This window comes from Caulobacter sp. (assembly GCF_965279145.1).
Classification (GTDB): domain Bacteria; phylum Pseudomonadota; class Alphaproteobacteria; order Caulobacterales; family Caulobacteraceae; genus Caulobacter.
Genome location: NZ_OZ257139.1, coordinates 3,185,334 through 3,212,309 on the forward strand (window position 1 = coordinate 3,185,334; position 26,976 = coordinate 3,212,309).

The following is a 26,976-nucleotide window of genomic DNA, read 5'->3' on the forward strand; positions in this document are numbered from 1 at the left end:
GGTCCGGGCTTCGGGGCGGGCGTCCATCCATCGAGACGCGAAGCTGGACGTCATCACAACTGTATCGGGGCGGATGGTTATGGCGGACCAGTCCCTTCGGTAAACTAAGGTCGCGCGCGTGTGATTCGGCGGGTCGAGCCGCGTGCGTTGTAGTCTGGAGCCTAATCGCGATGTCCGATCCTCACCGCGGCGCCTATACGCCGCCGACCGATGCGCCGCTGTCGTTCGACGCGCGTCAGCCGGTGCGCGGTTCCCGCCCGCTGCCCATGACCCTGATCATCAGCGCGGTTGTGCTGCTGACCCTTCTTGTCGCGGTGGTGATGATCTATCGCGGCGGCGTTCGCGGTCCCAACGAGCCGCCCCGCACCGTGGGTTCGCAGGTCGGCGAGCTGAAGACGGCGCCGCCGGCCGGCAGCCAGCCCAGCGATCCCGCCGCCGGTCTGCAGATCTACAAGAACGAGGAATCGGCTCCCTCGCCGACCTACGCGGCCCAGCCGGAGACGCCGCTGCCGCGTCCGGCCGCGCCGATCGACGCCCGGCCGCTGGAGACCGCCGCCCTGCCGGCCGGTCAGGCCAAGCCCGCCCAGGTCGCCACCGCCGTTCCGCCCAAGCCTGTCGCGGCCAAGCCGGCGCCCACCATCGAGACCCTGGCCACCGCCGCCATCGCGCCCCGGCCTGTCGCCGCCAAGCCGGTCGTCGTCGCCACGGCCACGACCCCGGCGCCCAAGCCCGCCGCCTCGACCGGCGGTTCGGCGATGGTGCAGATCGGCGCCCTGTCTTCGCCGGCCCTGGCCGACAAGGCCTGGAGCGACGCCGCGCGTCTGGCCCCCGGCCTGGCCGCCGGCAAGGGCAAGAAGGTCGAGGCGATCGACAAGAACGGCACCACGCTCTACCGCACCTCGGTGACGGGTTTCGCCAGCCGCGAGTCCGCCAAGGCGTTCTGCGATGCGATCTCGGCCGCGGGCAAGTCCTGCTTCGTCAAATGAGCGGCCCCTCCGCCGCGATCCTGGGCTGCGCCGGCCTGACCCTTACGCGCGAGGAAGAGGACTTCTTCCGGCATGTGAAGCCCTGGGGCTTCATCCTGTTCAAGCGCAATATCGACACGCCCGAGCAGGCCCTGGCTCTGAGCCAGGCCCTGCGCGACATCGTCGGTCGGCCCGATGCGCCGATCCTGATTGACCAGGAAGGCGGCCGCGTCGCCCGACTGCAGCCGCCGCACTGGAAACGCTATCCGCCCGGCCGCGCCTATGGCGAGCTGGTGGCCAATGATCCGCTGGTCGCCCGCGAGATCACCCGCCTGGGCGCCCGCCTGATCGCCCACGACCTGCGGGCCATCGGCGTCAATGTCGACTGCGTGCCGGTGCTGGATGTGCCCGACCCCAAGGGCCATGAGATCATCGGCGACCGTGCCTATGGCGACACCCCCGAGCAGGTGGCCACCCTGGGCCGCGCCGCCGCCGAGGGCCTGCTGGCCGGAGGCGTGCTGCCGATCATCAAGCACATCCCCGGTCATGGCCGCGCCATGAGCGACAGCCATCTGGAACTGCCGGTGGTCAAGGCCAAGCTGGCCGAGCTGGACGCCCGCGACTTCGCGCCGTTCCGCGTGCTGTCCGACATGCCGATGGCGATGACGGCCCACGTTGTCTACACCGCCATCGACCGCAAGCGTCCGGCTACCACCTCGCGCAAGGCGATCAAGAAAATCATCCGCGAATCCATCGGCTTCGACGGGCTTCTGATGAGCGACGACCTGTCGATGAAGGCGCTGTCGGGCGACTTCCGGCAGCGCGCCAAGGACAGCCTGTCGGCCGGTTGCGACGTCGTCCTGCACTGCAATGGCGACATGGCCGAGATGAAGGGCGTCATGTCCGGCGTCGGCGGCCTGTCCAAGGAAGCCCGCCGCCGGTCGCAGGCGGTGATGAACCGGCTGGTCAAGGTGGTCGAGCCCTTCGATGTCGCCGAGGCTCGCGCGAGGTTTGACGCGGCCTTCGACGGACGCTTTGCGTGACGACGGGCTTCCAGCCCACGCTCGACTTCGAGGCCGCCAACGAGGCGGCCGAAGACGGCGCGGCGCTGGTTATCGACATCGACGGCTACGAAGGGCCGCTGCACGTGCTGCTGGCCCTGGCGCGCAGCCAGAAGGTCGATCTCCTACAGCTGTCGATCACCAAGCTGGCCGAGCAGTACCTGGCCTTTGTTCAGCAGGCCCGGCGGGTGCGCTTCTCGCTGGCCGCCGACTATCTGGTGATGGCCGCCTGGCTGGCCTATCTGAAGTCCCGCCTGCTGCTGCCCAAGCCGGAACGCGCCAAGGGCGAGGAGCCTCCAGCCGAGGAAATGGCGGCGCAGCTGGCCTTCCGCCTGGCCAAGCTGGACGTCATGCGCAAGGCCGTCGAGGCCCTGAAGGAGCGCTCGGTGCTGGGCCGCGACGTCTTCATGCGGGGCGATCCCGAGGCCGTGCGGATCGTCTCGTCAACGCGGCTGGAGGGCGACCTCTATGGCCTGATGAGCGCCTACATCACCCAGCGCAAGAAAGAGCACAGCCGCCACTACGCCCCGCGCCCACCCACGGCCTATCCGCTGGAAGACGCCCGCGACCGCCTGCGATCGCTGCTGCCCAGGATGGACGACTGGATCACCCTGTCGACCATCGCGCCGATCGAACGCTATCTGGAGGTGGACGATGGTCCGTCGCCGGCTTCCTATCTGGCCTCCACCCTGTCTGCGTCGCTTGAGCTGGTGAAGGAGGGCGTGCTGGAAGCGCGGCAGATGGAGGCGTTCTCCGACATCTATCTGCGGAACCGGGCCGAGCCGCCCGAACCTGAATTCGAGCTTGAAGCGTGACGATCGATCCCCTCCACACCGAGCGCTGCATCGAGGCGCTGCTGTTCGCCGCGGCCGAGCCGCTCAGCGATGTCGATCTGGCCAAGCGCCTGCCCGAGGGCGCCGATATCCAGGCCGGGATCGCCGCGCTGGTGCAGCGCTATGCGGGCAGGGGGATCGAGCTGGTCTGTGTCGCCGGCCGCTGGCGGTTCCAGACCGCCGCCGACCTGGCCTTCCTGATGACCGAGGAGCGCGAGGAGCCCCGCCGTCTGTCGAAGGCGGCCCAGGAAACCCTGGCGATCATCGCCTATCACCAGCCCGTCACCCGGGCCGAGATCGAGGCCGTGCGCGGCGTGCAGGCCAGCCGGGGCACGATCGACGTGCTGCTGGAGCTGGGTCTGGTGCGGATGCGCGGCCGTCGCCGCACGCCGGGCCGCCCGGTGACGTTCGGCACCACCGACGCCTTCCTCGAGCACTATGGCCTGGCGACGCTGTCGGACCTGCCGGGCGTGACCGAAATGAAGGCCGCCGGCCTGCTGGAAATGAACCTGCCGCCGGGCTTCTCGGTGCCCGATCCGCTGGGCCTGCGTCCCGGCGAGGACGAGGACCCGCTGGACGACGGCGACGAGGCCCCCGAGTTCGCTCAGGACTTCCTGGGAGAGCCGGGCTGAAACAGGCGGCAGGACGCCCTTGGCTCCGCGCCTCGCGACCGCCTATATTGTATGAGAGATTGTAACGACACGCCGCAGCGGCTAATGGGCCGCTGTCGCAAGGAGCACCGTCGCTATGGGTAGCATGAGCTGGATTCACTGGGTGATCGTGATCGCGGTCGTAGCCCTGCTCTTTGGCGGTCGCGGCAAGCTGTCGGGAATCATGGGCGACGCGGCCAAGGGCATCAAGGCGTTCAAGGACGGCCTGAAGGACGAGACCTCCGACGAGGTCGCGGCCAACAAGTCGACCGGCGCCCTGCCGCGCACCAAGGCCGAAGAAGAAGACCTGCGTAAGTCGTAAGAACCCGCGGGCGCGCGGGCGGGACCCGTCGCGCGCGTCCCATCCACTTCGCGGCGACGGACCCCGGTCCGAACCGTTCTAAGGCGCGTCCATGCTTCCTGATATCGGCGGCACAGAACTTCTGGTCATCGCCGCGGTCGCCCTGATCGTGGTCGGGCCGAAGGATCTCCCGGTGCTGCTTCGCAAGCTCGGCCAGTTTGTCGCGCGGATGCGCGGCATGGCGTCTGAGTTCCGCGCCAGCTTCGACGAAATGGCCCGCCAATCCGAACTCGACGACCTGCGTCGCGAGGTCGAGGCCATGCGGTCGGGCCAGTACGCCTCGCCGCTGCGCGAAGCCGCCGACCAGGCCAAGGACGCCGGCGTCGATCAGGTGTTCGCCGACATCGACGCCAGCCTCAACAGCGGGACCGTCCAGGCCCATCCCTTTGCCGGCTATCAGCCGGAAGAGCCGTCGATCCTGCCGCCGGAAGTCTCCATCGACCGTCCCGCCGCCAAGCCGCGCAAGCCTCGCGCGCCCAAGGTCGCGGCCGAGACCGTCGTCGAGCCCGTCGCCACCAAGGCCGCGCCCCGCAAGCGCGCGGCCAAGGCCGAGGTCGTCATCGAGGCGCCCAAGGCCGCCCGGGCTCCGCGCAAGCGCACGGTCAAGGCCGGTGGCTCCACCTCTTCGGATATCGTCTCGTGACCCAAGCCATAGGACACGACCCCGAGGACGAGATCGAATCGTCGCGCGCGCCGCTGCTGGACCATCTGGTCGAACTGCGCGGTCGGCTGATCATCTGCGTGATCGCCCTGTTCCTGGGTTTCGGGATCTGCTTCGCCTTCGCCGACAAGATCTTCCTGTTCCTGGTCAATCCCTTCACGGTAGCCCAGCAACTGCTCAGCGTGCAGCAGGCCGGGGGCAAGCATGGTCCGTTCGACCTGCTGCTGGCCCTGGTGGGCCTCAAGGATATCCCGACAGGCGGCACCAAGGCCTTGGGCCTGGTCTATACGGCGGCCCTGGAATTCTTCTTCACCAAGCTGAAGCTGGCCGGTTTCGGCGCTGTCGTCCTGACCTTCCCGGTCCTGGCCTGGCAGCTCTACCGCTTCGTGGCTCCGGGCCTCTACAAGAACGAGCGTCACGCCTTCCTGCCGTTCCTGCTGGCCTCGCCGCTGATGTTCCTGCTGGGCGCGGCGCTGGTCTATTATGTGATGCTGCCGTTCGTGTTGTGGTTCTCGCTGAGCCAGCAGATCAGCACGGCCGGCATCTCGATCCAGCTGCTGCCAAAGGTCAGCGACTATCTGACCCTGGTGACGACCCTGCTGCTGGCCTTCGGCCTGTGCTTCCAATTGCCGGTGGTGGTGTCGCTGCTGGGCCTGGCCGGTATCGTGTCCAGCAAGCTGCTGCGCGAGGGGCGTCGCTACGCCATCGTCGGCGTCTTCATCGCCGCCGCCATCCTGACCCCGCCCGATCCCATCAGCCAGATGACCTTGGCCATCCCGATGTGCCTGCTCTACGAGATCAGCATCTGGTGCGTGTGGTTGATCGAACGCGGCAAGGCCAAGGACGAGAAGAAGCGCAACGAGATCGTTTCGGTCTAAGTCCGCGCTGCTTGAACGGGCCAACAAAAAACCTCCGCCCCGGAAGGAGCGGAGGTTTTTCAGTTCCAGCTGTCCCGAAGGACGGGCTGGAAGCCTTAGGCTTGTTGCTTCGAAGTCACGTTCAGGGCCTGCAGCTGGGCCTTGGCCGAGCGCACGGCGCTGCCGACGCAGGCCTGGTATTCGTTGCGGCTGTTGACGCCCTTGGTGGCCTTGCAGACCGTCTGGGCGGCGACCTTGATCTCGGCGTGGATCTGTTCGGTCGTCTTGCCCTTCAGCGAAACGCGAACCACCGAGACGGCTTCGTGGCGCGTGGCCATCGAGGCCGTGCGGCCCTTGATGATGCTGGCCAGCTGGCGGTTGGCGTCACGGAAGGTGGTCTCGACGCACTCGCGAACGCCGTTCTTTTCGGTGGCGCAGACGGCTTCGGCGGCGGCCTTGATCTCGCTGCTGATCTGGGCGTCGGACTTGCCGGCCAGCGAAACGCGGACCAGCGAGGCGGCGCTGGCGGGGGCGGCGATGGCGGCCGAGACGGTGACGATGGCGGCGAGGGCGGCGAACTTCTTCAAGGTGTAGATCCTGTAAATTGTTTTGGGAGAACGCATGATCACTGAATTGGTGCTTCTTTTTTCATCTGCGGTTTAAATCGAAGTGCAGAAACGCCATTAATCGAAATTATCCACGATCTATGCTTGATGTGCGCTGAGGAGGGGCGCGGTTTTTCGATTCAGTTTAGGGCAATACACAACTCCACGGCGGCGGGAGCGGCTTTACCGGAATAGCGCGGACCGTCATGGGCGAGGGCGCCGGCCCCCCTGGCGAGAGTCCCGGTTCACAGCGTCGTATTGCCGCCCTGAAAAGGTTGGCACCTTAGCCGACGCGCCTTAGAGAGGGCCTCTCCCTACGCATATTTCCGAGCGCTTCTGCGATGCACGACATCAAGGCCATCCGCGACAATCCCGAAGCCTTCGAAGCCGCATGGTCGGCCAAGGGCCGATCGGGCGCGGCCGCCGAGGCCGTGAAACTCGACGCCCAGCTGCGCGCCGCCCAGACGGCCCTTCAGGAATCGCAGGCCAGGCGCAACGAGGCCTCCAAGCGCATCGGCATGGCCAAGGCCAAGAAGGATGAGGTCGAAGCCCAGGCCCTGATGGCCGAGGTCGAGACCCTCAAGGCCCTGATGGCCGACGCCGCGATCCTGGAAGCCGAGGCCGGCTCCCAGCTGAAGGACCTGCTGGCCAGCCTGCCCAACATTCCCGCCGCCGACGTGCCGCCGGGCGAGGACGAGGCCGGCAATGTGGAAATCCGCCGCTGGGGCGATGCGTCGGCGCTGCCCGCCGCCCGCCTGAACGCCCCCAAGGACCACGTCGACCTGGGCGCCGCCCTGGGCGGGATGGACTTCGAGGCTGCCGCCCGCATGAGCGGCGCGCGCTTCGTGGTGCTGAAGAAGCAGATCGCGCGACTGGAGCGGGCCCTGGGCCAGTTCATGCTGGACCTGCAGACGGTGCAGCACGACTACATCGAGGTGTCGCCGCCTTTGCTGGTCAAGGACGAGGCGCTGTTCGGCACGGGGCAACTGCCCAAGTTCGCAGAAGACCTGTTTCGCACCACGGCCGATCACTGGCTGATCCCCACCGCAGAAGTCTCCCTGACCAACATCGTTCGCGAGCAGATCACCGACGAGGCCGAGCTGCCGCTGCGGATGACGGCCCTGACGCCCAGCTTCCGCTCCGAGGCCGGCGCCTCGGGACGCGACACGCGCGGCATGATCCGCCAGCACCAGTTCTACAAGGTCGAGCTGGTCTCGATCACCACGCCCGACCAGTCCGAGGCCGAGCACGAGCGCATGGTCGGCTGCGCCGAGGCGGTGCTGAAGGCCCTGAAGCTGCCGTTCCGCACCGTGCTGCTGTGCACGGGCGACATGGGCTTCGGCGCGCGTAAGACCTATGATCTGGAGGTCTGGCTGCCGTCGCAGAACACCTTCCGCGAGATCAGCTCGTGCTCCAACTGCGGTGACTTCCAGGCCCGGCGGATGGACGCCCGGTTCCGCAAGGCCGGCGAGAAGGGCACGCAGTACGTCCACACCCTGAACGGTTCGGGCCTGGCCGTCGGCCGCACCCTGGTGGCCGTGCTGGAGAACTATCAGGACGAGACCGGCGGGATCGCCGTTCCCGAGGTCCTGGTCCCCTATATGGGCGGCGTGACCTATATCGGCGGGCAGGCCTGAGCCGCATGCGCATTCTCCTCACCAACGACGACGGCATCCACGCCCCCGGCCTCGTCGCGCTTGAGAAGATCGCCCGCGCCCTGACCGACGACGTCTGGATCTGCGCGCCTGAGTACGAACAGTCGGGGGCCAGCCGGGCCCTGACCCTGGCCGATCCGCTGCGGGTGCGACGTCTGGACGACCGCCGCTTCGCCGTCGAGGGCACGCCCACCGACTGCGTGATGATGGCCGTGCAGCAACTGATCGACGGCCCCGCGCCCGACCTGGTGCTGTCGGGCGTCAATCGCGGCCAGAACCTGGCCGAGGATGTCACCCTGTCGGGCACCGTGGCCGGCGCGATCGAGGGCATGGCCCTGGGCATTCGCGCGATCGCCCTGTCCCAGGCCATGAACTACTTCCATGACGAGGTCGTCGCCCACTGGGAGACCGCCGAGACCTATGGACCGGGGATCATCCAGCGTCTGCTGGAGGTGGGCTGGCCCGCCGACGTGATCATGAACGTCAATTTCCCGCCCCTGCCGCCGGAGCAGGTGACCAGCGTCGAGGTCACGCGCCAGGGCTTCCGAGACGGACATTTGCGCCACTGGGACAAGCGCACCGACCTGCGCGGCCGCGACTATTACTGGATGGGATTCACCGCCAAGGCCCAGGCGCCCAAGGACGGCACCGACCTGAAGGCGGTCTATGACGGCAAGATCTCGGTGACGCCGCTGCACATCGACCTGACGCACAACGAGACCGTCCACGCGCTGAAGGGCGTTCTGGGCGGCGCCCCTCCCAAGGTCGGAGGGCGCGCATGAGCGGCAAGGCCAAGACCGCGCCGACCACCGATCTGCCCCGCCTGATGAAGGCGCTGCGCGACCAGGGGATCACCGATCCGCAGGTGCTGGCGGCCATCGAGAAGACCCCGCGCGACCTGTTCACGCCGGACCTGTTCAAGGAACGCTCGTGGGAGGATTCGGCCCTGCCGATCGCCTGCGGTCAGACCATCAGCCAGCCCTATATCGTGGGTCTGATGACCCAGGCCCTGACCATCGAGCCGCGCTCGCGCGTGCTGGAGATCGGCACGGGCTCGGGCTACCAGACCACCGTCCTCAGCCATGTCTCGCGGCTGGTCTATACGATCGAGCGCTACCGGACCCTGATGAAGGAGGCCGAGGCCCGCTTTCACAAGCTGGGCCTGACCAATGTCATCACCAAGTTCGGCGATGGCGGCGAGGGATGGGCCGAGCAGGCGCCGTTTGACCGCATTATGGTCACGGCCGCCGCCGAAGATGATCCCAAACGACTGCTGTCCCAGCTCAAGCCCAACGGCGTCCTCGTGGCGCCGATCGGGAAGGGGCCGGTGCAGAGCCTTCGCCGCTATGCGGGCGACGGCAAGGGTGGCTTCAAGGTCGAGGCGCTTTGCGATGTGAGGTTCGTGCCGTTGCTGGATGGCGTGGCGCGAGACCAATGACGTTTGAATCGAGGGTTCGGCTTCGTCTGGGCGCTCGCATTAATGATTGATTTACCCTGGCGGGGCCGTCTGGACGACCCGTGGGGAGAGGAGAGGCTATGAGGCAGTTGTGGACGCGAGCGGCGGTGATCGCCCTGACGGCTGGAACGCTCGCCGCCTGCGAGACGACCGGGGCCCCGCAGTATCCCGCGCGCGATGGCCTGCCGGCCGCGCCGGCGCCGCGCGCCCAGACGCCCAACTTCCCGATCACCCAGGCTCCGGTCGCCGACACCGCGCCGGCCCAGAGCGAGGTGATCCGCCGCGAACCCATCCCGGTCGAGGCCGCGCCCGCGCCGCCGACCTATAGCGAGCCGCCGGTCACCCGCACCGAGTTGCCGCCGCCCGCCGCCTACACGCCGCCTCCGCCCCCCCCGCCGCCGCCGGTTCAGACCCGTCCGGCCCCGCCTGTGGTCGTCACCAGCGTGACGGGTCCGGTGGTCGAGGTGGCCGGCAAGCCGAAGATCCGCGTGGTCGAGTCCGGCGACGCCCTCGACGCCATCGCCCGCGGCTTTGGAACCAGCCGCGCCGAACTGGTGAAGCTCAACGACCTTGAGCCGCCTTACCGCCTGAAGCTGGGCCAGAAGATCAAGGGGCCGGCCAGCGAGCAGAAGGCCTATGTGGTCCAGACCGGCGACACGATGTTCGCCATCGCCAAGCGCTTCAACGTTACCGCTTCGGCCCTGGCCGACGAGAACGACCTGAAGGCCGGCGCGGCGATCAGGAAGGGCCAGAAGCTGCTTCTGCCGGAAGGCTACAAGGACAAGGGCCCGATCAAGACCACGGTCGCGGCGCCGGCTTCCAGCGCTTCCTCCACGACCACCCAGGCCGTGGCCACGCCCGCCTATCGCCCGGTCGAGGCCCCGCGCGGCGCCACGCCCGCCACGACCCAGCCGGCGGCGTCCTCGCCGTTCGGCGCGTCGGCCAGCACGACCACCACGTCGCTCAGCGTCACCGGTTCGGTGGTCAGCGTGGCGGGGCCCCGTCAGGTCTATACGGTCAAGTCCGGCGACACCCTGACGGCCATCGCCAAACGCTTCGACATGAGCGTCAAGGAACTGGCCGACGCCAACGACCTGGACGCCGACAAGCCGCTGAAGCTGGGCCGCAGGCTCAAGGGCCCCGCGACCACGGCCAAGGCCTATGTCGCCACCAGCGGCGACACCCTCACGGCCATCGGCAAGCGCTTCAATGTCAGCGTCAAGGCGCTGGCCGCCGAGAACGACCTGAGGACCAGCGCGTCGGTCAAGAAGGGCCAGAAGATCCTTTTGCCGGATGGCTACAAGGACAAGGGCCCGATCAAGACCACGACGACGACGCCGGCCGCGCCGTCGCGGACCTATGCCGAGACCCCGACCCCGACCCCGATCCCGACCCAGCCGGCCGTGACCACGCCCGCCGCGCCGATCCCCTACAGGCCCAGCGCCCCTCAGCCCGCCGCGTCGTCGCCGCCGTCCAGCTATCCGCGCCCGACCGGCCCGGTCGCCGCCATGCCGGTCAATCCGCCGCCGGCCTCCACCGCCCGTCCGATCATCGAGAGCAGCGCCGCGCCTACCGAGGCCGAGATCATCGCCTCGGGCAAGGGTCGCTTCGGCTGGCCCCTGCGCGGCGAGATCATCTCCGACTTCGGCGCCAAGGGCACGGGCCAGCGCAATGACGGCCTGAACATCCGCGCCGCCTCGGGCACGCCCGTGGTCTCCGCCGCCGATGGCGAGATCGCCTATGCCGGCAACCAGGTCCCGACCTTCGGCAACTTGGTGCTGGTCAAGCACGCCGACGGCTGGGTCACGGCCTATGCCCATCTCGGCTCGACCGACGTGAAGATGCGTCAGACGGTGGTCAAGGGCCAGCAACTGGGCACGGTGGGCGCCACGGGCGGCGTCAACGAACCCCAGCTGCACTTCGAGATGCGCTATGCGCCGACGGTCAAGGACAAGGCCCGTCCGGTCGATCCAGGTCTGGTTCTGCCGAAATAGTTTTCTGGGAAAGGCCCGCTTCGAGAGAGGCGGGCCTTTTTGCTATTCGCCGCCCCAGCGCCAGCCCCAGGGCTTGTCGCTCTTGAGCCAGACCAGCACCACGAACCCGAAGATGACGCCCAGCTGCAGGGCGACCCAAAGCCGCGTGTGGCTGGCGTCCGTGGACGACAGGCCCGCCAGGATGGTGAAGGCGGCGAGGAACGCTAGGCTGGCCACCCAGCCTTCCCAACTGCATGGCGCTCCCGCGCCGAAACCATAACGCTTGGTCCGAAACCACGGCTTGCCCATGGGGACGCTCCGATTGTCTTCCGGCGTCATTATACGCCTCGGGCGCGGCTGCGGGAATGCGTTGAATTCCTCCCCCTAGCGGGGGAGGTGTCGCCGCAGGCGACGGAGGGGGAAGTGCTGCTGACTCGGTGCGGTCTTCCCCCGCCGGCCTCCGGCCGCCTCCCCCTTCAGGGGGAGGATCCACATCAAGCCGGCAGGCTCTTGCCCAGCTCGCCCGCCAGGTCGCGGATGAACTGCCAGGCCACCCGGCCCGAGCGCGCGCCGCGCAGCTGCGACCACTGCAGGGCCCGACGGTCGAGATTGTCGACCACCAGGTCGAAACGCTCGGCATAGGTTCGGATCGCCTCCAGATAGGTGGGCTGGTCCATCGGCGGGAAGCCGATCCACAGGCCGAAGCGGTCGGAGACGCTCATCTCCTCCTCGGCGTCCTCGGCGGCGGCGATGGCGCCATGGCTCTCGACATGGTCGCGCGGCATCAGGTGGCGGCGGTTGGAGGTGGAGACGAACAGCACGTTCTCGGGCGGACCGGCGACGCCGCCCTCCAGCGCTGACTTCAGAGCCTTGGCCGCCGCCGCGCCGTCCTCGAACGACAGGTCGTCGCACAAGACGACAAAGCGCTCGCCGCGGGCCCGCAGCAGATCGAACAGTGGGGGCAGGGCGGCGATCTCGTCGCGATCCACCTCGACCAGTTTCAGGTCGGGGTGGTCGGCGCTGACGGCCATGAAGGCGGCCTTGGTCATCGAGCTTTTCCCCGTGCCGCGCACACCCCACAGCAGGACGTGGTTGCAGGGCAGGCCGACGGCGAAGCGGGTCAGGTTCTCGACGAAGCGATCCTTCTGGCGTTCGACGCCGACCAGCAGGTCCAGCGCCATCGGATAGTCGGGCGCGGCCACGAAGGCGGCGCCGGCGCGATCATGCCGGAACAGGCGCGCGCCGCTGAAATCCGGGGGCGTCGGCGCGGCCGGCGCCAGGCGCTCCAGGGCGTCGGCGATGCGGGCGAGCAGGGCGTTTTGGTCGTCGATCATGCCCCGGTCCTAACCTCGCCGGCCGCTCATTGCAAAAGACGAGGTGAACGCATAGCTTCCGCCGACTTGGCGCGACCCCATATGGAGGGCGCGACCGCACAAATTTTGGAGTTGTCATGCCTGCTGGCTTGAACGCACAGATCCTACAGATCGCCCCCATCCTGCTGATGGTCGTTCTGTTCTACTTCATGCTGATCCGTCCGCAGCAAAAGCGGGCCAAGGAGCATCAGGTGATGCTCTCCAATCTGAAGCGTGGCGACAATATCGTTCTGTCCAGCGGCATGCTGGGCAAGATCGTCCGCGTCGAGGACAAGGAAGTCGGCGTCGAGATCGCCCAGGGCGTCACCGTCAAGGTCGTCAAGGGCATGATCACCGAAGTCCGCGCCAAGGGCGAACCCGCCCCGGCGAACGATCCGAAGAGCTGATTGACCTAACGCCTAGCTAGAACGGGGCGCCGCGAGGCGTCGTCCAGAGCCCTAAATCCATGCTGACACTGTCCCGCTGGAAGATTTTCGCCGTCACCTTGTCGGTGATCTTCGGCATCCTCTTCACCCTGCCGAACCTTCTTCCGCAGAAGACCCTCGACGCGCTGCCTGGCTGGGTTCCCCACCAGAAGCTGAACCTGGGTCTCGACCTGCAAGGCGGGTCGTACCTTCTGTACGAGGTCGACACCGACGCGCTTCGCAAGGAGCGCCTCACCAACCTGGTCGAAGACGTCCGCACCACCCTGCGCGGCGAACAGATCGAGTTCGGCGAGCTGGGCGAGGCCAACGGCGTGATCAGCGTCCGCATCGCCGATGCGGGCAAGGTCAACAACGCCGCGGCCCTGCTGCGCCGCACCGTCGGCGCGCCGCTGGTCGGCGCGATCGGCGGCCGCGACGTGTCGGTCGCCACCCGGGACAATCAGCGCCTGGAAATCACCTTCGTCGCCGAGGCCGCCAAGGCCGACGCGGCCAAGGCGGTGGAGCAGTCGATCGAGACGATCCGTCGCCGGATCGACAGCCTGGGCACCAAGGAACCGACGATCACCCGCCAGGGTACGAACCGGATCATGATCCAGGCCGCCGGCGAGAGCGACCCGGAGAAGCTGAAGAACATCATCGGCAAGACCGCCAAGCTGACCTTCCAGATGGTCGACGAGACGGTGACGCCGGAAGACATGGCCGCCGGGCGCATTCCCCCGGGTTCGGTCATGGTTCCCAGCGAGGACGGCTACACCCCGGCCTATGTGCTGCGTAAGCGGGCGCTGGTCTCGGGCGACGAGCTGACCAATTCGGCGCAGAGCTTCGACCAGAACGGCCGCCCGGCCGTGGCCTTCACCTTCAATGGCCAGGGTTCGCGCAAGTTCGGCGACGCGACGGCACGCAACGTCGGCAAGAAGTTCGCGATCGTCCTCGACAACAAGGTCATCTCGGCCCCGGTTATCAACGGCGCCATCACCGGCGGCAACGGCATCATCACCGGCAACTTCACGGTTGAGAGCGCCGCGGAGCTTTCGCTGCTGCTGCGTTCGGGCGCTCTGCCCGCGCCGCTGATCCCGGAAGACCAACGCACCGTCACCGCCGAACTGGGCGCCGACGCCGTGCGGGCCGGCACCATCTCGCTGGCGATCGGCGCCGCGGCGATGTTCGTGTTCATCATCCTGGCCTATGGCCTGTTCGGGGTGTTCGCGGCCATCGCCCTGGTCGTCAACGTGCTGATGATCATCGGCATCATGTCGATGACCCAGGCCACCCTGACCTTCCCCGGCATCGCCGGCCTGATCCTGACCCTGGCGGTCGCGGTTGACGCCAACGTGCTGATCTACGAGCGGATGCGCGACGAGGCCAATGCCGGGCGAACGCCCATGTCGGCGGCCGACACCGGCTTCCGCCTGGCCCTGGTCTCGATCCTCGACGCCAACATCACCAGCCTGATCTCTGCGCTGATCATGTTCGGCTTCGGCTCGGGGCCGGTGAAGGGCTTTGCCTGGACCCTTTCGATCGGCGTGTTCACCTCGGTGTTCACCGCCGTCATTATCACCCAAGTTCTCATCGGTTGGTGGTTCAAAGTCGCCAAGCCGAAGAAGCTGCCGATCGCATAGGAGACGCACCCGTGCGCTGGCCCCTTATCCGCTATATCCCTCGCGCCACCCACTTCCGCTTCGTGAAGTGGGCTCCGGTCGCGGCCGTCTTCTCGGCCATCCTGATCCTCGGCTCGGGCGTCTCGCTGTTCACCCAGGGCCTGAACCTGGGCATCGACTTCAAGGGCGGCGTCGCGCTTGAGATCGCCATGCCCCGGCCCGTGCCGCTGGCCGAGCTTCGCAACGAACTCGACGCCACCGGCGCCCATGACGGCCAGGTGCAGGGCTTCGGTTCGCCCAACTCGGCCATCGTCAAGTTCCTGCCGGTCAAGGGCGAGAACGTCAGCGCGGCGTCCAGGAAGGTCGAGGCCGATCTGGTCAAGAAGTTCCCCGACCTGACCGTCAAGAGCCGCTCGGAAGTCGGGGCCAAGGTCTCGGGCGAACTGCTGACCTCGGGCTTCAAGGCTCTGGGCATCGCCCTGCTGCTGATGCTGGCCTACATCTGGTTCCGCTTCCAGCTGCAGTTCGGCCTCGGCGCCGTGGCTGCGGTGCTGCACGACATCGTGCTGACCTTGGGCCTGCTGTCGGTCATGCACATCGAGTTCTCGATGACCGAGATCGCGGCCCTGCTGACCGTGATCGGCTACTCCATGAACGAGAAGGTCATCACCTTCGACCGCCTCAAGGAAAACCTGCGCAAATACAAGAAGACCCCGCTGCGCGACATCATCGACCTGTCGGAGAACGAGCGTCTGTCGCGGACCATCATCACCGGCACCACGGCCCTGCTGGCTCTGGGCGGCACGATGATCTTCGGCGGTCCCGTGCTGTTCCCGCTGGTCTTCACCATGACCTTCGGCATCATCATCGGCACCTATTCGTCGATCTATATCGCCCTGCCGCTGATCCTGGTCTGGGGTGTGAACCGCAATGACGAGGAAGCCACGCCCCAGAAGCTGGGCGCGGCCTCGCGTCCGTAATGGCCGAGCTTCGCCGTCCGCCCTCGATCGACGCCTGGGGCGGCGGCGGCTTTCGGGTCTCCGGCGACTGGCGGCCGGGTTCGCTGCTGGTCATCGACGATCAGCCACGGACCTGGTCGGCGACCGCGCTCTCGAACCTGACGCCTGAGGACTTCGCCGAGGTCTTCGCGGCCGGCGGCGCGGTGGAATTCGTGCTGCTGGGCGGCGGGCTGGTCAACGCCTTGCCCCCGCGCGAGGTTCGCGACGCCCTGAAGGCCGCCGGCATCGGTCTGGAATTCATGAGCACCGAGGCGGCGGCCCGCACCTACAACGTGCTGGCCAGCGAAGGCCGCCGACTGGCCGCCGCCCTGATCGCGGTCTGAGGATCAGTGGTTTTCGGGGCTTTGCCCGACTCCGCGAAGAGGCTTATAGCTGACTGTCAAGCTGGGACTCTTAGGGGGAACTTGGATGTCCGGACTTCTCGCCAATTTTCGTAACACCATCATTGTCAGCGTGATCCTCGCGCTGGTGATGATCGCCGGCTACTACATGCACGCCGGTGGCGGCCTCATCTTCTTCGAAGCGGTGTTCCGCTTCATGCACGTGTTCTTTGGCATCCTGTGGATCGGGCTGCTGTACTACTTCAACTTCGTGCAGATCCGCGTGATGCCGCAGATCCCGGCCGAACTGAAGCCGGCGGTCAGCAAGTATATCGCGCCGGAAGCCCTGTTCTGGTTCCGCTGGGCCGCCCTGGCTACGTGGGTCATGGGTGTGATCCTGGCCATCAGCCGTCACTATCTGCTCGAGGCCGCGACCCTGGGCGTGGCGGGCGGTTACTCGCCCGACACCGACGCCCGCTATACCTTCATCGGCGTGGGCATGTGGCTGGCGACCGTGATGTTCTTCAATGTCTGGGTCTTCATCTGGCCCAACCAGAAGATCGCCCTGGGCATCGTGGAAGCCGACGCGGACGCCAAGGCCAAGGCCGCCAAGCTGGCCATGCTGTTCTCGCGCACCAACACCCTGCTCAGCATCCCGATGCTGGCCACCATGACGATGAACCAGACGCTGTTCGGCTAAACCCCGGACAAATCGTGTAAGGGGAGGGCCCGCCGGGGAATCGGCGGGCCCTCTTTCGTTTGATGACCATGGCCGATACCGAAACCCTCGACGATCTCGTCCGCCGCGTCGATCCCGACCGCTGGCTGGCCAGCCGCTTCATCGCTGATGTGAAGGCGCGCGCCGACGTCATCGCGCTGTACGCCTTCAACTACGAGCTGGCCCGGGTTGCCGGCGGCGTTTCCAACGCCCTGATGGGCGAGATCCGCCTGACCTGGTGGCGCGAGGCCATGGAAGAGCTGGCGGCCGGCAAGACCCCGCGCAAGCATCCCAATGTCGAGGCGATCGCCGGCTCGGGCGTCGATCCCCTGGCCCTGGCCGCGATGGCCGAGGCCCGCTTCGCCGATCTGGACGATGCGCCGCCGGCCGACGAGGGCAGGGCGCTAGCCTATGTCGACGCCACCGCCGGCGCCCTGGCCGTGCTGGCCGCGCGGCGGCTGGATCCGGCCTCCGACCCGCACGCCGTCAAGGGCGCGGCGCGGGCCTATGGCCTGGCCGGGCTGTGGCGGCTGAAGCTGTCGGGCCGCTCGCGTTTGCCTGAGGACTGGACCCCATCCGACCTTGGCCGCCGTGTCGCCGATCAGTTGAAAGCGGCGAGGCGGGAGCTCAAGGGCCTGCCGGTGGCGGCCTTTCCGGCCGTGGCGCCGGCGGCTCTTGCCTCGGCCTATGCCCGGGGGCGTGATCCGAGCGAACTCGAAAAAAAGGCCCGCCTCACCTGGTCGGTGGCGACGGGCCTTCTGTAGATCTTCCGGAGACTTGCCCCCTCCTGACCGCTACGCGGTCGTCCTCCCCCGTAAGGGGAGGACGAAGTGCGCCGACCTCATCTTCCCCCGTAGGGGGAAGAGGGCCGAAGGCCCGGAGGGGGCGAGTATTAGATCCTACTGAGCCTTCTTCGGCGCGGTGTACTTGTCCAGCCAGCCCAGCACCTCGGTGTGCCACTGCACCGAGTTCTGGGGCTTCAGCACCCAGTGGTTCTCGTCGGGGAAGTAGAGGAACTTGCTCTCGATCCCCTGGCGCTGCAGGGCGGTGAAGGTTCCCAGGCCCTGGGTCAGCGGGATGCGATAGTCCTTGCCGCCCTGAACCACCAGCATCGGCTTGGTCCACGCCTTGACGTGATTGACCGGGTTGAAGCGCTCATAGTTTTCCGGCTTGTCGTAGAACGTCCCGCCGTTCTCCCACTCGGTGAACCACAGCTCTTCGGTCGAATAGCCCATGGCGCGCTGGTCGAAGACCCCGTCATGATTGACCAGGCATTTCCAGGGCTGGTTCCAGTTGCCGGCGATCCAGTTGATCATGTAGCCGCCGTACGAGGCGCCCAGGGCGCAGGCGCGGTCGGCGTCCAGGAAGCCGTACTTGCCGGTCGCGAAGGCCCAGCCCTTCTGCAGGTCTTCCAGCGGGCGGTCGCCCCAGTGCTGGCTGATCGCGTCGGTGAAGCCCTGGCCATAGCCGGTGGAGCCGTGGAAATCGACCATCACCACGGCATAGCCGGCATTGGCGTAGACCTGCGGGTTCCAGCGATAGGACCAGCTGTTGTTGAACGAGCCTTGCGGACCGCCGTGGATCAGGAAGGCCACCGGATACTTGCGAGCGGGATCGAAGTTGGCGGGCTTCAGGACGAAGCCATGGACGGTCTCATCGTTCCAGCCCTTGAAGTCGAACTGCTCGGGCTCGCCCCAGGCCACGTCCTTCAGCGCCTCGGCGTTGAGGTTGGTCAGCTGGACGGGCTTGGCGCCCTTCTTCAGGTCCAGAGCGAAGATCTGGGCCGGACCCTTGAGGCTGTCGGCGGTGTAGATCAGGCCTTGGGGGGCGACGTCGAAGGCGCTGATGTGGCCGTCGCCGGTCAACGGCGTGACCTTGCCGCTCTTGATGTCGATCGAGAAGATCTTCACCTGACCCACGTCGCCGGCCAGGGCGTAGATCGACTTGCCGTCCCGGCTGAAGGCGATGGCCTCGGCCGAGCGGTCCCAGTCGGCGGCCAGTTCGCGCACGACGCCGGTGGCCTGGTCGCGCAGCATGATCCCGAAGCGGTCGGCCTCGAACCCGGGGCGCTTCATGGCGCGATAGGCGGCCCATTTGCCGTCGGCCGAGAATACCGGGGCGGCGTCCCAGGCCTTGTTGCCGGCGGTCAGGTTCTGCAGCTTGGTCGAGCCGTCCAGCGCGGCGGCCCACAGGTCGAAATTGGTGGTCCAGGCCTCGTCCTTGCCCGCCACCTTGGCGGAGAACACGACGGTCTTGCTGTCGGGCGCGATGGTGAAGTCATCGTCGCCGCCGAACGGCTTGGTGGGCGAGTCGCCGTCGAAGCCCTGCATCAGCGACACCGGCGCGCCGGCGGCCACGCCCTTGTCATCCAGCTTCACGGCGTAGAGGTGGTTCTGCGTGCCGTCGGCCCAGGTGTCCCAGTGGCTGACGAACAGGCGGTCATGGACGACGCCGCTGTTCTTCTGGGCCTTGCGGGCGTCCAGGCGGGCGGCGGTGCAGCCCAGGTCGGGGCAATCGGGGAACACCGCCTGGCTGACCACCACGGTCTTGCCGTCCGGCGCGACCTTGTAGGCCCCGACGTCGAACGGCATGGAGGTCACCTGGACGGCGCTCTCGCCGGTCAGGTCGGTGCGGAACACCTGGTCGACGCCGCCGGCGCGACCCGAGACGAAATAGATCGCCTTGCCGTCCGCCGACCAGCGGGCCGAGCCGACGCCGCCGGTCGAGACGGCCAGCTTGCGCGGCGCGATCTTGCCCCTGGCGTCGGCGATCCAAAGGTCGTGGGCGCTCTTGTTGGCCACGAAATTGACCGTGCGAAGATCGTAGAGCACCCAGGCGCCGTCGGGCGAGACGCGGGGATCGCTCAAGCGCTCCAGGCTGGCCATGTCCTTGGCGGTGAACGTGTGAGGCGCGGCGACGGCCACGCCGGTGATGGCCGCCGAGAGGGCGATGGCCGAGGCGGCGATGCGCAAGCTGTTGATCATGAAACGCGAAATCCTGGAGGCGCTGGTCCCTTGAGGGAGCGGAGCCTAGACCTCGCTCGCGCGCGACGCCAGAGGCGAGACCGCCAGACCGCGAACCGCGTTCACCCGACGCCGGGTGTCATTTTCGTGACGGAAAAATGTCGAAAAAAGATCGCGATTACAAGGGTTTGAGTGGGTAACAATCCGAAACAGGACTTGCTTTGCCGCGCTGCGGCATAGTCCCTAAATGGTACACGGGGCGTCGAGCGGTCGAGCAGGCCGCTTGTGAGCAACGATAAGGGTTTTGAGTGTCGGCTTCGGCTTATTTTCAGCACACGGTCGCGGGACCGGTGATCTTCGCGGGGATCGGCCTGCACACGGGCGAGCACGTGCGTGTCGCCGTGCGCCCGGCGGCGATCGACGCCGGGATCGTCTTTGTGCGGACCGACATCCATGACCGCGACAACCGCGTGGCCGTGAAGGCCGAGGCGGTCTGCCAGACCCAGCTGGGCACCGTGATCAACAATGCCGACGACGTACGGGTCTCGACGATCGAGCACCTGATGGCGGCTCTGGCCGCCCTGTCGATCGACAACTGCATCGTCGAGATCGACGGCCCCGAGGTTCCGATCATGGACGGCTCGTCCGAGCCCTTCGTGCAGATCCTGGATCGCGCCGGCCGCCGCAAGCAGGAAGCCGCCCGCAAATATATCGAGATCCTGCAGCCGATCCTGGTGGAGGAGGGCGACAAGTTCGCCAGCCTGACGCCGTCCGATCGCTTCGAGGTCGCCTTCGAGATCGCGTTCGGCAGCAAGGCCATCGGCCGCCAGCGCGTCGACCTGACCGTGGACGAGGAATCGTTCCGGGCTGAGCTGTCCAACTGCCGCACCTTCGGCTTCCTGCGTGACGTCGAGGCCCTGCGCGCCATCGGCCTGGCCCGTGGCGGTTCGATGGAAAACGCGGTCGTCATCGACGGCGACCGGGTGCTGAACCCCGAAGGCCTGCGTCGTCCCGACGAGTTCGTGCGTCACAAGGCGCTGGACGCCGTCGGCGATCTCTATGTTCTGGGCGCGCCGATCATCGGCCGCTTTGAAGGCGTTCTGGCCGGTCACGGCCTCAATAACGCCGTGGTTCGGGCGTTGCTGGCTCAGCCGCGCGCCTGGCGCCTGCGCACTCATGCGCCGGTTCTGGCCCAGGCTGTCTGAAGCGCGACCATCGTCGTCAGCCTTCGCATTTGCGCCCAAAGCGGCGTGGTGTAGAAGCCTTGCACGGCGCTGGGGCGCGCGTTTGCTTCGAGGGTGAGACTCCGTGCTGCTTAAATTCCCGGGACGTTCGGCCACCACAGTCGCCGCCCTGCTTATCGCCGTCTCGATGGCGGGCTGCGCCGGCAAGGCCAAGAAGCCGACCCTGGCCTATGAAGAGCGCCCCGTTGAGCTGCTCTATTCCACCGGCGCGGACCGTCTGGACCGCGGCAACTGGAACGAGGCCGTCGACTATTTCCGCGAAGTCGAACGCCAGCACCCCTATTCGGAGTGGTCGCGCCGCTCGATCCTGATGACCGGCTTCGCCCACTACCAGGGCAACCAGTACGCCGACGCCATCGCCGACGCCGATCGCTTCACGTCGCTGTATCCCGGCAATCCGTCGGCCTCCTACGCCTACTATCTCAAGGCCGTCTGCTACTTCGAGCAGATCGTCGACGTGAACCGCGACCAGGCCGCCACCGAGCAGGCCCTGGCCGCCCTCCGCGACGTCGTCCAGCGCTACCCCAACAGCGAGTATGCGCAGGACGCCCGCCTGAAGATCGACATGGTCAACGACCAGCTGGCCGGCAAGGAAATGGCCATCGGCCGTTACTACCTGCGCCAGGGCCAGACCCTGGCCGCCATCGGTCGCTTCAAGACCGTGATCGACAAGCACCAGACCACGTCGCACACGCCCGAAGCGCTGTTCCGTCTGGTGGAATCCTACCTGACCCTGGGCCTGACCGAGGAAGCCAAGCGCAACGGCGCGGTCCTGGGCTACAACTTCCCGGGCGATCGCTGGTATTCGGACGCCTACAAGCTGCTGACCGACCAGGGCCTGCGCCCCGCCGTCGAGCCGCTGACCCCCGGCGCCAAGAAGAACCTGCTGGATCGTCTGGTCCACGAAAAGAACGCCACCCTGGCCCCTCCGGGCGCCAAGCCGGTCAAAAAGGGCGGTATCCGGGGCGTTCTGGGTCTGTAGGGCGGGGCGGTTTCGCCGCTTCGGAACACATGTGGAACATCGCCTTGTCTCGGCGCTTTGAGAAACGGTGATTCTGGGCGATTCTGCGCATCATGCTGATCGGCCTCTCCATCCGCGACGTCGTGCTCATCGAGAGCCTGGACCTGGCCATCGGGTCCGGGCTTACCGCCCTGACCGGTGAGACGGGCGCGGGCAAGTCCATCATCCTCGACGCCTTGGGCCTGGCGACCGGCGCGCGCGCCGACGCCGGCCTGGTCCGCCGCGGGGCGGCGGGCCACGCCTCGGCCACCGCGATCTTCGCCCTGCCGGCCGATCACCCCGCCTTCGCCTATCTCGACGACAAGGGCCTGGACTATCAGCGCGACGAGGATCTGGTCCTGCGTCGCCAGCTTTCGCCCGACGGCCGCTCGCGAGCCTTCGTCAACGACCAGGCCACCAGCGTCGGCGTGCTCAAGGACCTGGGCGGCCTGCTGCTGGAGGTCCATGGCCAGCACGAGACCGTCGGCCTGCTGGATCCCCGCACCCATCGCGGCCTGCTGGACGCCTTCGGCGGCGTGGCCGTTTCGGCCGTCGCCTCGGCCTGGAGCGGCTGGCGCGCGGCCCGCGAGGCGGCGCAGGCCCTGCGCGAGCTGGCCGACCGCGCCGCCGCCGAGACCGAGGAACTGACCCTTCGCCTGTCCGAGCTGGACCGCCTTGACCCGCGCGAGGGCGAGGAAACGGCCCTGGCCGAGGAACGGGCCCTGCTGGGCTCGGCCGAGAAGGCCCTGGCCGACATCGCCTCGGCCCAAGACGCCCTGGGCGGCGACGCCCTGTCGGGCAAGCTGGCCCAGGCCTTCCGCGCGCTGGAACGGGCCCGCGAGCGCGCCCTGCACGCCGGCGCGCCGGCCGACGGCGTGGCCATGACCCGGTTGACCGCCGCCTGCGACGCCGTCGACCGGGCCCTGGTCGAGGCCCAGGAAGCCAGCGCCGCCATCGACGCGGTGGCCGACAGCTTCGAGTTCGAACCCGACCGCCTGGAAAAGGCCGAGGAGCGCCTGTTCGCCCTGCGCGCCATGGCCCGCAAGCTGAACGTCGCCACAGAGAACCTGCCCGCCCTGCGCGCCGAGTTCGCCGCCCGCCTGCAGGCCATCGAGACCTCGAGCGAGGCCCTGAAGGCCGCCGAGGAGGAGGCCGCCTCGGCCCGCGACGGCTACATCTTCGCCGCCGAGGCCCTGTCGGCCGAGCGCCGCGCCGCCGGCGACCGCCTGGCCGTGGCGGTCGAGGCCGAGCTGGCGCCGCTGAAGCTGGAAAAGGCCAGGTTCCGCGTCGCCGTGGAAGCCCTGCCCGAAGATCGGGTGGGTCCGGCGGGCATGGACCGCGTGGCCTTCGAAATCTCGACCAACCCCGGCGCGCCGTTCGGGCCGATGGAGGCCATCGCCTCGGGCGGCGAACTGGCCCGCTTCGCCCTGGCGCTGAAGGCGGCTTTGGCCGGGCGCGGAACCGGACCGCAACCGCTGATGATCTTCGACGAGGTCGACCAGGGCGTCGGCGGCGCCGTGGCTGACGCCGTCGGCCTGCGCCTCAAGCGCCTGGCCGAGAACGCCCAGGTGCTGGTGGTGACCCACTCGGCCCAGGTCGCCGCGCGCGGCGACGCCCACTGGCGGATTTCCAAGTCCGGTGATGACCAGTCGACACGCACCAAGGTCGAGCCGCTATCGCCCGCCCAGCGCGAGGAAGAGATCGCCCGTATGCTGTCGGGCGCCGAGGTTACCGAGGCGGCGCGCGCGGCGGCGCGAGCCCTGATCCACTAGGCGCGACCTCCGGACGGTCTGGGGATTTCGCACGTCGCTTCAATCGGGAGCCTCGCAATGACGAAGATCAAGGCCAGGCTGTCGCGGTGCTCTAAGGCTTGGCTGTGAGCAAGACCAAACCCTCCCGACTGAGTCGGTTTTTCGCCCAGTTGGGGCCCGGGCTTGTCACCGGCGCGGCGGACGATGACCCCAGCGGCATCGGCACGCACAGTCAGGTCGGCGCGGAGTTCGGATACGGGCTGGCCTGGACCTTCGTGCTGAGCTTTCCGTTGCTGGCGGTCATTCAGCAGGTCGCCGCCGAAATCGGCCGGGTGTCCGGGGGCGGCATAGCGCGCAACCTTCGCCGCCACTATCCACGCCCGGTGCTCATTGGCGTCGTGATGCTGCTGCTGATCGCCAACATCATCAATCTTGGCGCGGATCTGAGCGCGATGGGCGCGGCCCTGTCGTTGCTCACCGGCGGGCCCAGCGCCCTCTATACGCTGCTGTTTGGCGTGTTCTGCGTCGTGGTTGAAGTTTTCCTGAACTATGCCCGCTACGCCGCTGTGTTGAAGTGGACCACCCTGTCCCTGCTCAGCTACTTCGCCGTCGTGATGGTCGCCGGGGTGCCTTGGGGCCAGGCCTTGCTGGCCCTGGTCGTTCCTGAAATTCAGTGGAACGCGGCCTATGCCACCGCCTTCGTGGCGATCCTCGGCACCACCATTAGTCCGTATCTGTTTTTCTGGCAGGCCGGCCAGGAGATCGAGGAGCAGCACCGCCATCACGCCAAGCCCCTGTGCGTCACGCCCAAGGAAGCCGGTCCCGAGCTGCGGCGCATCCGCACCGACACCCTGGTCGGCATGTCCTTCAGCACGCTGGTCTCGCTGGCGATCGTCTTCGCCACCGCCGCGACGCTTCACGCGCATGGAATCACGACGATCACGACGTCGGCCCAGGCGGCCGAGGCGCTGAAGCCCATCGCCGGACCGTTCGCGTTCGCGCTGTTCGCGGTAGGCATCATCGGTACAGGCCTGCTCGCCGTGCCGGTGCTGGCGGGATCGGCGGCCTATGCCGTGACCGAGATGGTGGGCGTGGCCGGCAGTCTCGACGCCAAGCCGATGCGCGCGCGCCTGTTCTACGCCACGATCGCGGTGACCACCCTGCTGGGGGCGTCACTCAACTACGTCGGTATCGACCCCGCTCGCGCGCTCTACTGGGCCGCCGTGGTCAACGGTGTGCTGGCCGCGCCCCTGATGGCGGTCATGATGCTGATTGTCCGTAACCCCAGGGCCATGGGCCGGCTTACCCTGTCAAACGGCGAGACGGCGCTCGGATGGGCCGCGACCGCGGTGATGACCGTCGCCACGGTGATCTTCTTTGTGACGGCTCTCTAGGTTCGGGCGGGATCCTGTTGTGGTTCCGGCGCGGAGCACGGGGGACCTGACTTCCTCTTCCCATGGGCGACCCGCAAAGCGTCCGCTTTTGACTCCAGGAGGGCGTCCATCCCCTTGCTCCCAAGAGCATAGCCGCCCCTCACGCCCAGCAAATTCAACGCCCTAAGCCCGCCAACCAGCGTCACGATGCAAAATCGACGCATCACTCCCAAAACCGGCCGCATAATGCTTCTCGCCCCGCCACTGGGGAGGCCGTCCAGCTGGCGACCTGACGGGTGGTGGGGGCGGTCGAGCGGGTCGTGCTCGCGCGCTGTTGTCCGAAGGTCCCGGCGGGATCGGTTTGCGAGGCGTGGGTGGCTCCGAGTGGGTCGTCGGGCGCTTCGGACCGTTGTTGATCCGGGAGCCCCCTTCGGCGACGGCGGCGAGCGCTCCAGGCGCGGGCTGAAATCGCTCGCGCGGTGCGGAAGGGTCGCTTCCCTTCCGCCCGCCTGGGGCCTCTCATCGGGAGCGGGTTAAAACCCCGCGCCCCGAGGGCTCATCGGACAACGATCGCGCGGAGCGCTCCGGCCACGGCCGAAAACGGTACTCCACTCTACAAACCCATCCGGGCTTGGCCTGGACGCTCCGCCGCCTCCCCAACCTTCAGCGGGTCAACCGCGTGAAGCGGCGAACCCGTGTCTGCCTTCAGACCCAGTCCGGGATCAGGTCGCGGGCCAGGATTTCCTCGTAAGAGGGCCGCGCCCTGATGACCGCGAACCTGTCGCCGTCCACCAGAACCTCGGGCACGAGCGGGCGGGTGTTGTATTCGCTGGCCATGGCCGCGCCATAGGCGCCGGCCGACATGAAGGCGACCAGATCGCCCGCCGCCAGCGGCGGCATGGACCGATCACGGGTAAAGGTGTCGCCGGTCTCGCAGATCGGGCCGACCACGTCATAGACCACCTCGCCCTCGCGCCGGGTCAGCGGGCGGATGTCGTGAAAGGCGTCGTACATGGCCGGGCGGATCAGGTCGTTCATGGCCGCGTCGATGACCAGGAACTTGCGACCCTCGGGCCGCTCGTGGACGTGCAGCACTTCGCTGACCAGCACCCCGGCGTTGGCCGCGATCACCCGGCCCGGCTCGAAGGCCAGCTTGACCGGCAGGCCTCTCGTGACCTCACCGACCATGGCCGCGAAGTCGGCGGGCGAGGGTGGGGTCGGCATGTTGAAATAGGGCACGCCCAGGCCGCCGCCCAGATCGAGGCGCTCGACCGACAGGCCTTCGCACAGCAGTTGCTCGACCAGGCCCCGCATCTTGGTGAAGGCGGCGCGCATGGGGGCCAGGTCGGTGATCTGGCTGCCGATGTGGCAGGCCACGCCGACCGGTTCGAGATTGGCGTTGTTGCTGGCGTTAGCGTAGAGGCGCGCGGCCTCGGCGAACGAGACCCCGAACTTGTTCTCGGCCTTGCCGGTGGCGATCTTGGCGTGGCCGCCGGCCGCCACATCGGGATTGACCCGGAAAGCCACCTTGGCGCGCACGCCCAGTTCGGCGGCGACCTCGGCGATCAGGTTCAGCTCGGGCTCGGACTCGACATTGATCTCGGCCACGCCGGCCTTCAGCGCGAATTCGATCTCGCGGCGGGCCTTGCCGACGCCGGAGAACACGATGCGCTCGCCGGGGATGCCGGCGGCCAGGGCGCGGCGCACCTCGCCCTCGGAGACCGTGTCTGCGCCGGCCCCCAGATCGCCCAGCACCTTGAGCACGGCGACGTTGGAATTGGCCTTCACCGCATAGGCGATCAGCGGATCGGCGACGCCGGCGATCTCCAGAGCGTCGCGGAACACGGTGAAATGCCGCTCCAGCGTGGCGCGGGAATAGACATAGACCGGCGTGCCGACCTGCGCCGCGATGCGCGCCAGAGGGACGCCTTCACAGGCCAGGCCCTCGGGGCCGTACTCGAAGTGGTTCACGGGACTCGAAGCTCTCTCATCATAAGCCCCTCATCATCCGATCTTCCCGGCGAAGGCCGGGACCCAGATTCATCCAGAGCATCAGCAGGGCTTCATCTGGATCCCGGCCTTCGCCGGGATGACGGCGTAAGCGGGCTGGGCCGA

The 26,976-nt window shown here is 67.6% G+C and carries 26 protein-coding genes; 21 read left to right on the forward strand and 5 right to left on the reverse strand.

What is annotated here, in order from left to right; genetic code table 11:
• Positions 1–170 precede the first annotated feature (170 nt).
• The 7 genes from ACQY9P_RS14870 (at position 171) to tatC (ending at position 5,409) form a co-directional block, all read left to right on the forward strand.
• Positions 171–986 carry an SPOR domain-containing protein gene (locus ACQY9P_RS14870; RefSeq protein WP_421738506.1) on the forward strand — a complete coding sequence of 272 codons (816 nt, stop codon included), beginning with the start codon at positions 171–173 and terminating at the stop codon, positions 984–986.
• Positions 983–2,008 carry a beta-N-acetylhexosaminidase gene (gene nagZ / locus ACQY9P_RS14875; RefSeq protein ID WP_421738505.1) on the forward strand — a complete coding sequence of 342 codons (1,026 nt, stop codon included), beginning with the start codon at positions 983–985 and terminating at the stop codon, positions 2,006–2,008. Before ACQY9P_RS14870 ends, nagZ begins: the two co-directional genes overlap by 4 nt.
• Entirely contained in the window at positions 2,005–2,841 is an 837-nt protein-coding gene (locus ACQY9P_RS14880) for a segregation and condensation protein A (protein ID WP_421738504.1), read from the forward strand. The genes nagZ and ACQY9P_RS14880 overlap by 4 nt, the downstream gene beginning before the upstream one ends.
• Positions 2,838–3,491, forward strand: a complete 654-nt coding sequence (scpB, locus tag ACQY9P_RS14885; protein WP_421738503.1) for an SMC-Scp complex subunit ScpB — start codon at positions 2,838–2,840, stop codon at positions 3,489–3,491. Before ACQY9P_RS14880 ends, scpB begins: the two co-directional genes overlap by 4 nt.
• A 115-nt stretch (positions 3,492–3,606) precedes the next feature.
• Positions 3,607–3,831, forward strand: a complete 225-nt coding sequence (locus ACQY9P_RS14890) for a twin-arginine translocase TatA/TatE family subunit (RefSeq protein ID WP_421738502.1) — start codon at positions 3,607–3,609, stop codon at positions 3,829–3,831.
• Between the two features lie 91 nt (positions 3,832–3,922).
• Positions 3,923–4,513, forward strand: a complete 591-nt coding sequence (tatB, locus tag ACQY9P_RS14895; protein WP_421738501.1) for a Sec-independent protein translocase protein TatB — start codon at positions 3,923–3,925, stop codon at positions 4,511–4,513.
• Positions 4,510–5,409 (forward strand): twin-arginine translocase subunit TatC, encoded by a 900-nt coding sequence (gene tatC, locus ACQY9P_RS14900; protein WP_421738500.1) that lies wholly within the window; start codon positions 4,510–4,512, stop codon positions 5,407–5,409. The genes tatB and tatC overlap by 4 nt, the downstream gene beginning before the upstream one ends.
• Positions 5,410–5,504: 95 nt before the next feature.
• Here tatC and ACQY9P_RS14905 read toward each other — a convergent pair whose 3' ends face one another.
• The gene (locus ACQY9P_RS14905) at positions 5,505–5,975 is read right to left on the reverse strand and encodes a hypothetical protein (protein ID WP_421738499.1); all 471 of its coding nucleotides are present in this window, start codon (positions 5,973–5,975) and stop codon (positions 5,505–5,507) included.
• A gap of 359 nt (positions 5,976–6,334) precedes the next feature.
• Between ACQY9P_RS14905 and serS the strand changes: the two genes are divergently transcribed.
• The 4 genes from serS (at position 6,335) to ACQY9P_RS14925 (ending at position 11,098) form a co-directional block, all read left to right on the forward strand.
• Positions 6,335–7,630 carry a serine--tRNA ligase gene (gene serS / locus ACQY9P_RS14910; protein WP_421738498.1) on the forward strand — a complete coding sequence of 432 codons (1,296 nt, stop codon included), beginning with the start codon at positions 6,335–6,337 and terminating at the stop codon, positions 7,628–7,630.
• A 5-nt stretch (positions 7,631–7,635) separates the two neighbouring features.
• Positions 7,636–8,430 carry a 5'/3'-nucleotidase SurE gene (gene surE / locus ACQY9P_RS14915; RefSeq protein ID WP_421738497.1) on the forward strand — a complete coding sequence of 265 codons (795 nt, stop codon included), beginning with the start codon at positions 7,636–7,638 and terminating at the stop codon, positions 8,428–8,430.
• Positions 8,427–9,086, forward strand: coding sequence for a protein-L-isoaspartate(D-aspartate) O-methyltransferase (locus ACQY9P_RS14920; protein ID WP_421738496.1), 660 nt, complete (start codon positions 8,427–8,429; stop codon positions 9,084–9,086). Before surE ends, ACQY9P_RS14920 begins: the two co-directional genes overlap by 4 nt.
• Before the next feature lie 98 nt (positions 9,087–9,184).
• Positions 9,185–11,098 carry a LysM peptidoglycan-binding domain-containing protein gene (locus ACQY9P_RS14925; protein ID WP_421738495.1) on the forward strand — a complete coding sequence of 638 codons (1,914 nt, stop codon included), beginning with the start codon at positions 9,185–9,187 and terminating at the stop codon, positions 11,096–11,098.
• Between the two features lie 42 nt (positions 11,099–11,140).
• On the opposite strand, the gene ACQY9P_RS14930 is transcribed toward ACQY9P_RS14925, so the two are convergent.
• Positions 11,141–11,314: a hypothetical protein gene (locus ACQY9P_RS14930; RefSeq protein WP_421738494.1), complete on the reverse strand. Its 174-nt coding sequence runs from the start codon at positions 11,312–11,314 to the stop codon at positions 11,141–11,143.
• A gap of 257 nt (positions 11,315–11,571) precedes the next feature.
• Positions 11,572–12,411: an ATP-binding protein gene (locus tag ACQY9P_RS14935; protein ID WP_421738493.1), complete on the reverse strand. Its 840-nt coding sequence runs from the start codon at positions 12,409–12,411 to the stop codon at positions 11,572–11,574.
• A 116-nt stretch (positions 12,412–12,527) separates the two neighbouring features.
• Between ACQY9P_RS14935 and yajC the strand changes: the two genes are divergently transcribed.
• The 6 genes from yajC to ACQY9P_RS14965 all read left to right on the forward strand — a co-directional run bounded on the left by yajC (position 12,528) and on the right by ACQY9P_RS14965 (position 17,294).
• Entirely contained in the window at positions 12,528–12,836 is a 309-nt protein-coding gene (gene yajC / locus ACQY9P_RS14940) for a preprotein translocase subunit YajC (RefSeq protein WP_421738492.1), read from the forward strand.
• Between the two features lie 59 nt (positions 12,837–12,895).
• Positions 12,896–14,494 (forward strand): protein translocase subunit SecD, encoded by a 1,599-nt coding sequence (secD, locus tag ACQY9P_RS14945; RefSeq protein WP_421738491.1) that lies wholly within the window; start codon positions 12,896–12,898, stop codon positions 14,492–14,494.
• A gap of 11 nt (positions 14,495–14,505) precedes the next feature.
• On the forward strand, positions 14,506–15,453 hold the full coding sequence (secF, locus tag ACQY9P_RS14950; protein WP_421738490.1) for a protein translocase subunit SecF: 948 nt from the start codon (positions 14,506–14,508) through the stop codon (positions 15,451–15,453).
• On the forward strand, positions 15,453–15,815 hold the full coding sequence (locus ACQY9P_RS14955) for an Mth938-like domain-containing protein (protein ID WP_421738489.1): 363 nt from the start codon (positions 15,453–15,455) through the stop codon (positions 15,813–15,815). The genes secF and ACQY9P_RS14955 overlap by 1 nt, the downstream gene beginning before the upstream one ends.
• Positions 15,816–15,900: 85 nt before the next feature.
• Positions 15,901–16,512, forward strand: coding sequence for a urate hydroxylase PuuD (locus ACQY9P_RS14960; RefSeq protein WP_421738488.1), 612 nt, complete (start codon positions 15,901–15,903; stop codon positions 16,510–16,512).
• A gap of 68 nt (positions 16,513–16,580) precedes the next feature.
• Positions 16,581–17,294: a squalene/phytoene synthase family protein gene (locus tag ACQY9P_RS14965; RefSeq protein WP_421738487.1), complete on the forward strand. Its 714-nt coding sequence runs from the start codon at positions 16,581–16,583 to the stop codon at positions 17,292–17,294.
• A 135-nt stretch (positions 17,295–17,429) separates the two neighbouring features.
• Here ACQY9P_RS14965 and ACQY9P_RS14970 read toward each other — a convergent pair whose 3' ends face one another.
• Positions 17,430–19,514, reverse strand: coding sequence for a prolyl oligopeptidase family serine peptidase (locus ACQY9P_RS14970; RefSeq protein WP_421738486.1), 2,085 nt, complete (start codon positions 19,512–19,514; stop codon positions 17,430–17,432).
• 287 nt (positions 19,515–19,801) lie between these two features.
• Here ACQY9P_RS14970 and lpxC point away from each other — a divergent pair, with 287 nt between their 5' ends.
• From lpxC to ACQY9P_RS14990, 4 genes are all read left to right on the forward strand, one after another.
• A complete protein-coding gene (gene lpxC, locus ACQY9P_RS14975; RefSeq protein ID WP_421738485.1) occupies positions 19,802–20,698 on the forward strand; it encodes a UDP-3-O-acyl-N-acetylglucosamine deacetylase in 897 nt (298 codons plus the stop codon).
• Between the two features lie 103 nt (positions 20,699–20,801).
• Positions 20,802–21,719: an outer membrane protein assembly factor BamD gene (locus tag ACQY9P_RS14980; protein WP_421738484.1), complete on the forward strand. Its 918-nt coding sequence runs from the start codon at positions 20,802–20,804 to the stop codon at positions 21,717–21,719.
• A 92-nt stretch (positions 21,720–21,811) separates the two neighbouring features.
• Complete coding sequence (recN, locus tag ACQY9P_RS14985; RefSeq protein WP_421738483.1) at positions 21,812–23,509, forward strand: DNA repair protein RecN; 1,698 nt, start codon at positions 21,812–21,814, stop codon at positions 23,507–23,509.
• 104 nt (positions 23,510–23,613) lie between these two features.
• The gene (locus tag ACQY9P_RS14990) at positions 23,614–24,882 is read left to right on the forward strand and encodes an NRAMP family divalent metal transporter (RefSeq protein ID WP_421738482.1); all 1,269 of its coding nucleotides are present in this window, start codon (positions 23,614–23,616) and stop codon (positions 24,880–24,882) included.
• Between the two features lie 684 nt (positions 24,883–25,566).
• Here ACQY9P_RS14990 and lysA read toward each other — a convergent pair.
• Positions 25,567–26,832, reverse strand: coding sequence for a diaminopimelate decarboxylase (gene lysA / locus ACQY9P_RS14995; protein ID WP_421738481.1), 1,266 nt, complete (start codon positions 26,830–26,832; stop codon positions 25,567–25,569).
• Positions 26,833–26,976 lie beyond the last annotated feature (144 nt).